At 52.0% G+C, this 7,308-nt stretch carries 7 protein-coding genes; 4 read left to right on the forward strand and 3 right to left on the reverse strand.

Going from position 1 to position 7,308, the window contains the following annotated elements:
• Positions 1–52: 52 nt before the first annotated feature.
• A complete protein-coding gene (locus ABYT30_RS13090) occupies positions 53–700 on the reverse strand; it encodes a hypothetical protein (RefSeq protein ID WP_373096889.1) in 648 nt (215 codons plus the stop codon).
• Between the two features lie 76 nt (positions 701–776).
• Between ABYT30_RS13090 and ABYT30_RS13095 the strand changes: the two genes are divergently transcribed.
• The 4 genes from ABYT30_RS13095 to ABYT30_RS13110 all read left to right on the forward strand — a co-directional run bounded on the left by ABYT30_RS13095 (position 777) and on the right by ABYT30_RS13110 (position 4,078).
• On the forward strand, positions 777–1,295 hold the full coding sequence (locus ABYT30_RS13095; protein ID WP_373078731.1) for a TRAP transporter small permease subunit: 519 nt from the start codon (positions 777–779) through the stop codon (positions 1,293–1,295).
• Complete coding sequence (locus tag ABYT30_RS13100; RefSeq protein WP_373078729.1) at positions 1,285–2,658, forward strand: TRAP transporter large permease subunit; 1,374 nt, start codon at positions 1,285–1,287, stop codon at positions 2,656–2,658. Before ABYT30_RS13095 ends, ABYT30_RS13100 begins: the two co-directional genes overlap by 11 nt.
• 114 nt (positions 2,659–2,772) lie before the next feature.
• On the forward strand, positions 2,773–3,162 hold the full coding sequence (locus ABYT30_RS13105) for an acyl-CoA thioesterase (RefSeq protein ID WP_373078727.1): 390 nt from the start codon (positions 2,773–2,775) through the stop codon (positions 3,160–3,162).
• A 61-nt stretch (positions 3,163–3,223) separates the two neighbouring features.
• Complete coding sequence (locus ABYT30_RS13110) at positions 3,224–4,078, forward strand: SDR family oxidoreductase (protein ID WP_373078724.1); 855 nt, start codon at positions 3,224–3,226, stop codon at positions 4,076–4,078.
• 36 nt (positions 4,079–4,114) lie between these two features.
• On the opposite strand, the gene ABYT30_RS13115 is transcribed toward ABYT30_RS13110, so the two are convergent.
• A complete protein-coding gene (locus ABYT30_RS13115; protein ID WP_373096891.1) occupies positions 4,115–5,248 on the reverse strand; it encodes a TRAP transporter substrate-binding protein in 1,134 nt (377 codons plus the stop codon).
• A gap of 41 nt (positions 5,249–5,289) precedes the next feature.
• Positions 5,290–7,308: DNA helicase II (gene uvrD, locus ABYT30_RS13120; RefSeq protein WP_373096893.1), on the reverse strand; the 2,019-nt coding region annotated here is incomplete at its 5' end.

Genomic DNA, 7,308 nt, shown 5'->3' on the forward strand with positions numbered 1-7,308 from the left:
GCAATGATACCGATTTTACGCGCCCAGATCACGGTATCCCTGGGCGCTCGACTCAGCGGCTCGCGGCGGGCATCGTAAATTGAATGCCAATTGGCGGTGGCGTGTAATAGTTGCTGGGTCGATCACCCCGGCCAATACTAATCAGCTTAAAGCCGCCCTCAACGTAGAGCACCCCACGCTCAGGCTGGTCTTTAAAACTGTCTTCTAAGGCCAGAAGCCGATTGCCACGATCATTTTTCATGGCGCCGGCAAAGCGCCGGAAGAAGTGGCGCAGAGCATCGCTTGCTTGGGTAACCGCTGGGTTGTCGGTCAATACGGTGCGGTAATTGTTGCTACCATCGCTGGCTACGTAAACTCGGCCTTTGATACCCGCAATGTCGCTGAATTCTTTGGTGGGCTTGAGGCTAACGGCGCTGCTATCAGGGATATTGATTGTTTGGCCTTGCTGCGCGCTGGCCAAGACCTCGCCGATATCCTCGACGTTCATCACTATCTGCGCGCCGCCCTGACTAATGATGGCGGTTGCTTGCTCACCATTAATAATGGAGTAGCCCAATTGCCCGCGATCGACACGAATATGCTGATCGTCGCGATAACTGAGCACCACGGTTTCCGCTCCCATGGCATAGCGGGCGATAATGTCGGCGTAGCTGCCTGTGGCAGTAATCATTAACAGGATGCTAAAAATAATTGAGCGCATGGATTCTCCGGGGCTAAACTCGCGAGAGCGGCAATAGAATGGCTATAATGAGCCGCTTATTCAGGGATACCGATCAGTGAAACAGTGTGTATTTTTAATCGATTCGTTTACCGAGCGCTTTGGACGCCTATTGGCGTATTTAATTCCCCTAATGATGTTGGGTACCGCCGCGGTGGTTATTATGCGCTATGGCTTCGGTCAAGGCATGACTGCGCTGCAGGAATCGGTGAATTATCTGCATGGTACCGTTTTCATGTTGGGCGCGGCCTATACCCTTAAACACGGCGGTCACGTGCGGGTGGATATTTTTTACCATCGCTTTTCGGAACGGCGCAAGGCTTGGATCGATAGCATTGGCTGTATTGTATTTTTATTGCCGCTCTGCGGGCTGATTTTAATCACCAGTTGGGACTTTGCCGGAAATGCCTGGGCAATACGTGAAACCTCGGTTGAACCGGGCGGCTTACCATTTGTGTACTTACTGAAGACCTTACTGCCACTAATGGCAATTAATCTCGCACTGCAGGGCATAGCAGAATTGCTGCGCAATGCCCAAGTGCTTATCAATCAGGAGGCGAGCCGTCATGCTGATTGAGCTACTTCCTATATTGATGTTTGTCGTAATTTGTCTGGTGTTAATGCTGGGCTACCCGGTGGCATTCAGTCTTGCCGGCACCGCGATGATATTTGCGGGTATTGGTATTTCAATCGGCTATTTTGACGCCTCGTTTTTGTCAGCCCTGCCAAACCGCCTATTCGGCACCATTAGTAATGTTACGTTAATAGCCGTTCCGCTTTTTGTGCTCATGGGCGTGCTCTTGGAGAAAAGCCGCTTAGCGGAGGAGTTACTCAGCAATATGGCGGCCTTGTTTGGTCGGCGTCGCGGCGGTTTAGGTTTTTCGGTAATTTTGGTGGGTATGCTGCTTGCGGCCAGTACTGGGATCGTTGGCGCAACGGTCGTTACCATGGGCTTAATGTCCTTGCCGACTATGTTGAATCGCGGTTATGACCCTAAGCTCGCAACCGGCACTATTTGCGCGACAGGTACCTTAGGTCAGATTATTCCGCCGTCGATTGCCTTGGTTTTACTTGGCGATACTTTATCTAGCGCCTACCAACAAGCACAGTTGGATATGGGCGTGTATAGCCCAAAAACCCTGTCAGTCGGTGACTTGTTTATTGGTGCTTTGGTGCCGGGCTTAATGTTGGTGTGCCTGTATTTACTGTATATGGGTTTTGTCGCTATTCGTCAGCCGGAGCGCGCACCCGCTGCCGCAGATCTAAATCCACCGCCCTTAAGTGCACTGCTAAAAGGGCTATTGCCACCGGTCGGCCTAATTGTGACGGTCTTGGGCTCAATCTTGGTCGGTGCGGCCACACCAACCGAGGCTGCGGGGGTGGGGGCACTGGGTGCGGCACTGATGGCGGGGGCTAAGGGGCAGTTAAATTGGGCGCGGCTTGGCGAGGTGGCGCGGGAAACCTTAAAAGTCACCTGTATGGTGTTTATGATTTTGATCGGTGCAGCCGTCTTCTCGTTGGTGTTCCGTGGTTTTGGAGGCGACGAGCTTATCCAGCACTTTTTTGACGGGCTACCTGGCGGCGTTATTACCGCGACCTTGATCGTGATGATCGTGATTTTCTTACTGGGCTTTATTCTCGACTTTATCGAAATTACCTTTGTGGTCGTGCCGATTGTAGGACCCATTTTATTGGCGATGGGCGTTGACCCAATTTGGTTGGGCATTATGATTGCGCTTAACTTACAAACATCATTTTTGACGCCGCCATTTGGGTTTGCACTATTTTACTTGCGGGGTGTGGCGCCACCGTCGGTGTCTACCGCTGATATTTATCGTGGTGTAGCACCGTATATTAGTTTGCAATTACTAATGTTACTGGTATTAGCAGTATGGCCTGAAATTGCAACGTGGTTGCCGGCCTTGGTGCGCGGGCATTAGCGGCGATTTAAAATTCAGTAACGTGTAATAAGCATAAACCCTGCATTGACAATAGGCTGTAGCCCACGTTAACTATGGCCTCTTTGATATTCACTATAAACAGAGTATTTTACTATGCGTGACATCGATGACACGCCGAAGCCGGCAGGTGAACTCGCTTTGCTCACCATTGCCATGCCTGCGGATACGAATGCCAGCGGAGATATCTTCGGTGGTTGGCTCATGTCGCAAATGGATCTTGCCGGTAGTCAGACGGCGTCGCGTCGTGCTGGGGGCCGTGTGGCCACTGTGGCGGTAGATGCCATGGCCTTTATGACACCTGTCAATGTTGGGGCAGCGGTAAGCTGCTATACCGATATTGTTGACGTTGGGCGCAGCTCGATTCGCGTTCGCGTTGAAGTTTGGGTGACGAATAAACACCAGTACGAGCCGGCAAAAGTCACTGAGGGTGAGTTTGTGTTTGTCGCGATCGATGGTAATGGCCGGACCCGAGTAGTCGATTAACGCAGAAAATTTCAAACATCAATCTCAGCCTGTAAGCTAACGACAATAATGGAGAATAATAATGTCGATGCTCAATAAGGTCTGTTTAATAACCGGTGCCAGCAGTGGTATTGGCAAAGTTACGGCATTGGCTTTGGCGGCGCAGGGTGCTGAATTGTTTTTACTGTGTCGCAGCGCCGAAAAAGGCGAGGCGGTATTGGCCGAAATCGCCAGCCAATCGCCACAATGCCGCGCGACGTTACTCCTTGGTGACCTTGCCAATCAGGCTGATATTCGCCGCGTAGCTCAGCATTTCTTAGATACCGGTAAACCACTACATCTCTTATTGAATAATGCTGGGGTAATGAATACCAAGCGAAAGGTCACTGCCGAAGGCATTGAAGAGACTTTTGCGGTCAATCACCTAGCGTATTTTTTATTGACCGATTTATTGTTAGAGCGCATTAAACAAAGTGCGCCCGCACGCATTGTGAGTGTGGCATCAGAAGCTCACGGTTTTGTAAAAGGCGTTCACTTTGACGATATCGAATATAAAACGACGCCCTATAAAATATTCCAGGTGTATGGCCACTCCAAGCTCTGCAATATTCTCTGGACACGATTGCTGTCGAAAAAGTTAGCGGGTAGTGGGGTCACTGTGAATTGTGTGCACCCCGGTGCTGTGGCCACCCACCTCGGTCATCAGGACAATGCCCTGCTTGGAAGAATTGTGGGCGGCATTACTAAATTGTTTTTTAAAACCCCAGAACAGGGTGCCCAGACCTCGATATTTGTGGCGACCTCACCAAGCCTAGACAATGTCAGCGGTGAATATTTTGCTAACTGCAAACTGGGAAAAATTAAACCCTGGGCCAAGGACGACGTTGCCGCTGAGCGCCTGTGGGAAATCAGCAAGGAATACTTGCGAATCGCCTGAGTTTAATTCTCCGCAATTCGCATTTATTCTGTGGGCTTAAAGATCCCGCGCATTAATATACGACTGCTCAGAAATGTGGTGGTACTCCTTGGCGTCTTCCTTAAACTTATTCCAACTTTGGTAAACGCGGCCGGTGAGCTCATCGGTTTTTGATAATTCTAATAAATATTCATCTGACACGCGGTGTAGTTCGCGCAGCACGTCGTCGGGCAATTTGCGCAGTTGCACCTTATGTTCATTGACTAATTCTTTTAAGGCGGCGTTATTGCGCGCCGTGTATTCGTCGAGCATATCGGCATTGGCATAGCGCGCGGCGGCCTCGACAATGGTTTGCAAATCTTTGGGTAGGGCCTCAAAGGCGCTTTTATTGATAATCAGCTCTAGGGTCGAACCGGGCTCATGCCAGCCGGGATAATAGTAATATTTTGCAACCTCATGAAAACCGAAAGCGAGGTCGTTAGATGGTGCTACCCATTCAACGGCGTCGATAACGCCGGTCTGCAGCGAGGTGTATAACTCGCCACCGGGTATCGTTACGGCACTGCCACCGAGGCGATCCCAGACTTCGCCGCCGGAGCCGGGAATGCGCATTTTTAAGCCTTTGACGTCTTCAATTGATTTAATTTCTTTATTAAACCAACCGGCCATTTGCACGCCGGTATTGCCGCCGGCCATGGGGACTAAATTAAAGGGGGCATAGGCCTCGCGCCATAGCTGCATACCGCCGCCGTGGTAGAGCCAGCCGTTCATTTCTTGAGCGGTCATACCAAAGGGGACGGCGGTGAAAAAGATGGATGAGGGCAGTTTACCCTTCCAGTAATACGCGGCGCCGTGACCGGCCTGGGCACTGCCTGCTGATACCGCGTCGAAGACACCCATAGCGGGTACTAATTCACCTGCGCCATAGACTTTGATTAGCAGTCTGCCCTGACTCATGGTATTGACGGTGGTGGCAAATTTTTCCGGTGCGGTGCCTAGCCCAGGAAAGTTTTTTGGCCAGGTGGTCACCAACTTCCAGTGGAAAACTTGCTGGCCGTTGCTGCTCATTTGCTGCTCGCTGCGGCTGTGATCTCGGCTGCGCTCACCAACATAAAGCCAGCTCATACTGACCAGTGCCGCGAGCAATGTGAGAATGATGAGCGGCGTATAATTATTTTTACTGGGCGTCATGGTCTTCCCTATTTATAAATCTGTCTTACAAAAAAGCTCACTTACAAAAGCTGTAAATTGGCATATTGCAACACCAGCCATTTACTGCCCTCGTCTTCAAAATTAACTTGGACCCGGGCGCTGGCCCCTTGGCCCTCGAAACTGAGTACCACCCCGGCACCAAAAATGCTGTGCAATACGCGTTGGCCAAGGGCGATGCCCATCGCTGCTGCAGAGGCCTGCTGAGATGTTGTCGCGCCACTTTGGGCATAGCTGCTTGGGCGGCTAACGGTGTTATTAATCCGCACCTCATCTATTAGCTCATTGGGGATCTCGCGAATAAAACGCGACAGGCTGTTGAAGCTTTCTTGGCCGTGCAGGCGCCGTGACTCTGCATAGCTTAAAAACAGTTTTTGCTCAGCGCGGGTAATACCAACATAGGCTAGGCGGCGCTCCTCTTCGAGGCGCTCGGGGTCTTCCATCGACATTTTGTGGGGAAACAGATTTTCTTCCACACCAACAATAAATACTGCCGGAAACTCAAGACCCTTGGCAGAGTGCAAGGTCATTAATTGTACGCTGTCTTCGTGTTCGTCAGCCTGCTGGTCGCCGGCGTCCAGCGCGGCTCTATCAAGAAAAGCGCGCAGCGGCTCGACGTCTTCTTCTTCCGGCTCGAAGGCTGCGGCGGCGGTAATGAGCTCGTGGAGGTTTTCAACCCGCGCTTGGCCTTTTTCGCCCTTCTCTTTTTCGTGGAAAGCCAGCAAGCCGGAGCGGTCTATGGCGATATTAATTTGTTCGTCTAGGGGTTTATCTCGGCACTGCTCGGCTAAATCTTCAATGAGTGCTAAAAAGCCGCGCAGGGCGTTGCTCGCGCGGGCGGGCAGCAGGCCTTGTTCAATGATGGCCACAGCGGTGCGCCACAAGGAGGTTTGGTGTTCCCTAGCGTACTCGCGCAGAATCTCCACGGTGCGTGTACCAATGCCACGGGTTGGGGTGTTGATTACCCGTTCAATGGCGGTGTCGTCGTCGCGCAATTCAACAATGCGCATATAGGCCAGCGCATTTTTAATCTCTAGGCGGTCATAGAAACGCTGGCCGCCATAGATGCGGTAGGGCAGGCCGGCGCGAATCAGGTATTCTTCCAAAATCCGCGATTGGGCATTGCTACGGTACAACACGCCGATATCACTGCGGCGGTAATCGTCACGTACCAGCTCGGCAATACGGTCGGTGAGGAAGCGGGCCTCATCCTGCTCGTTAAACGCAGCAAACAGCGAGATTTTGTCGCCGTCGCCATCCTCGGTCCACAGCTCTTTGCCGAGGCGCTGGCTATTATTGGCGATTAACGCATTGGCGGCCTTGAGTATGGTCGCGGTGGAGCGGTAGTTTTGTTCCAAGCGTACCACATGGGTATTGTCGATATCTTTAGAGAACTGCTGAATATTCTCGATGCGGGCGCCGCGCCAGCCGTATATTGACTGATCGTCATCGCCAACCGCGGTCATCGCCATGCCTTTGCCCGCGAGCAAGCGCAGCCATGCGTACTGTACGGCATTGGTGTCTTGGAACTCGTCAACCAAAACGTGCTTAAAGCGCTGCTGATAGTGGTCGAGTATCGCCGGATTGTCTCGCCACAGCTCCAAAGCCCGCAATAGCAATTCGGCAAAGTCGATCACCCCTTGCTGGCGGCAGATCTCTTCGTAGCGGCGGTATACCTTGAGCATTGTCGTGAGGTAAATATCACTACCAAAATCGTCAATATGGGCGGCGCGACGTCCTTCGTCTTTGTGACCATTGATAAAATATTGGGATTGACGCGGCGGCCAGCGGCTGTCGTCGAGCTCGAGCTCGCGGTGAATGCGCTTGAGCTGACGGAGCTGGTCGTCGCTGTCTAAAATCTGGAAATTGTCGGGAAGCCCTGCTTCACGGGCGTGAGCCTTGAGTAGGCGGTGAGCCAAGCCATGAAAAGTGCCCACCCACATACCGTGGTTTAGGGTGCTGCCAAGCAGATTCTCAATTCGGCCGCGCATTTCCTTGGCGGCCTTATTGGTAAAGGTAACCGCCATAATACTGTGGGTCGA

This window comes from Zhongshania sp. (assembly GCF_041623545.1).
Taxonomy (GTDB): Bacteria; Pseudomonadota; Gammaproteobacteria; order Pseudomonadales; family Spongiibacteraceae; genus Spongiibacter.

Bases quoted from the DNA above. Each gene is read 5' to 3' on its own strand.
- ABYT30_RS13110 (WP_373078724.1), top strand. From the start codon at position 3,224: ATGTCGATGCTCAATAAGGTCTGTTTAATAACCGGTGCCAGCAGTGGT.
- ABYT30_RS13105 (WP_373078727.1), top strand. From the start codon at position 2,773: ATGCGTGACATCGATGACACGCCGAAGCCGGCAGGTGAACTCGCTTTG.
- ABYT30_RS13090 (WP_373096889.1), bottom strand. From the start codon at position 700: ATGCGCTCAATTATTTTTAGCATCCTGTTAATGATTACTGCCACAGGC.
- ABYT30_RS13100 (WP_373078729.1), top strand. From the start codon at position 1,285: ATGCTGATTGAGCTACTTCCTATATTGATGTTTGTCGTAATTTGTCTG.
- ABYT30_RS13115 (WP_373096891.1), bottom strand. From the start codon at position 5,248: ATGACGCCCAGTAAAAATAATTATACGCCGCTCATCATTCTCACATTG.